At 60.0% G+C, this 1604-nt stretch carries 2 protein-coding genes; one reads left to right on the top strand and one right to left on the bottom strand.

Translation table 11 applies throughout. The annotated features are described in order from the left end of the window. Positions 1-392: 392 nt before the first annotated feature. The gene (locus tag BGP02_RS08350; RefSeq protein WP_198288634.1) at positions 393-1091 is read right to left on the bottom strand and encodes a response regulator transcription factor; all 699 of its coding nucleotides are present in this window, start codon (positions 1089-1091) and stop codon (positions 393-395) included. Positions 1092-1323: 232 nt separating this feature from the next. On the opposite strand from BGP02_RS08350, the gene BGP02_RS08345 reads away from it, so the two are divergent. Further along, a partial coding sequence (locus BGP02_RS08345; RefSeq protein ID WP_502688472.1) for a cysteine hydrolase family protein occupies positions 1324-1604 on the top strand: 281 nt, incomplete at its 3' end.

Below are 1604 nucleotides of genomic sequence, written 5' to 3'. Positions count from 1 at the left end.
TTAGACAGGTTCGACCAACCGCGCAAGCCCTTTGTGAAACTTTTTTGAAGGCGGCGACGCGTCCCTGCCGTTTAGCGCCGTGTTCGATGCTCGACACGCGCCTCACCAACGAAAAATGCTTGCACGCCGGAACGGTCTACAAGTGATCCGCAGCCGCGTAGCGCGACGTCGTCCCATGCCATCTTTCTATATATATGGATCGGCTGGTCGCGTCGCCGCTGGAGATGGCGGGATAAATTTCCGGCAAATAACGATGCGCCAAGCGCATACGACGCCCCGGTCGCCCAGTTGAGCGTCGAGCCGTCGATCTGTCGGGAGTTGGCGCGCCAGGAATCGATGCGTCCGGAGACGGGGCAACAAGATATGAAGGTGCGCGAACCGCGCGCCGTCGATCAGGCGGTCTCTCGGCGATTTCGGCCAATACCGCCGTGATAAAGCGCTGGGGACGTCATGCCTAGCTTGTGCGCCATGATGACGAGATCCGCAAAGGAGCGGGCTTCCATTTTGCGCATGGCATTGCCGCGATGAATCTTGACAGTGACTTCGCTGATGCCCAACTCGTCCGCAATATGTTTGTTCATGCGGCCCGCCGCGACCAATGCCATCACCTCGCGCTCGCGCGGCGAGAGCCGCTGCGCCCGGTCGGCGACGGTCGTGCTCACTTTCTCGCGTGCGAGGCGCAGACGATCCTGCGCGAGCGCGGCGCCCACAGCATCAAGCAACACGCCTGCGCCAAACGGCTTGGTGAGAAAGTCGACCGCCCCCGCCTTCATGCCCTGGACGCTCGTCGCCACATCCGCGTCATCGGCGATGAAGACCACCGGGATCGGATCCCGCATCGCGACAAGGGCGCGCTGCAAAGCCAACCCGCTCCCGACCACATCGAAATCCATATCGACCACAAGGCACGCAGGCCCAGCAGCACGTTCGCTCGCAAGGAACGATGCCCCGCACGCAAAGCCGCGCGCACATACGCCGGCGGCGAAGAGCTGCGCGCAAAGCGTGTCTCTGCTCGCCGGTTCGTTGTCGACGACGTAGACGGTCGCGGTATCGTTATCCGAAAGCCCGTTCATGCGGATAGGCAGTGTCATGATTCAGTGCGGACGAGTATACGATAGCCGCGAGACATATCGTTCGACGCCATAGAAAAGCACGAACGTCCGCGCTATTCTCGGTAAACATTGCCGGACGGACTGCGTCAGAAAGGGGATGACGGACGCTAATACGAAGAGACGATAGTCCGAGCAACATGAACGGCATAGGCTTCGGAAGATCTGCCGCCGTGGCATCACCCCCATGTCCGCATTACCACCGGAGCCCCTCATGTCGAATCCCAAGCTCGAAGTCCTCACCCCGCAAAACAGCCAGCTCATCTTCATCGATCATCAACCGCAGATGGCCTTCGGCGTTCAGTCGATGGATCGTCAAGCACTCAAGAACAACGCGGTCGGTCTGGCCAAAGCCGCGCGCATCTTCAATATTCCGACGACGATCACGACCGTGGAGACTGAATCGTTCTCGGGCTTTACCTATCCGGAACTGCTCGACGTCTTCCCGAACCAGAAGTTGCTGGAACGCACCTCGATGAACTCGTGGGATGACCA

It is taken from the genome of Pandoraea sp. 64-18, assembly GCF_001899225.1.
GTDB classification, from domain to species: domain Bacteria; phylum Pseudomonadota; class Gammaproteobacteria; order Burkholderiales; family Burkholderiaceae; genus Pandoraea; species Pandoraea cepalis.
This window is presented reverse-complemented; position numbering and strand designations above follow the sequence as displayed.

Bases quoted from the DNA above. Each gene is read 5' to 3' on its own strand.
- BGP02_RS08350 (WP_198288634.1), bottom strand. From the start codon at position 1,091: ATGACACTGCCTATCCGCATGAACGGGCTTTCGGATAACGATACCGCG.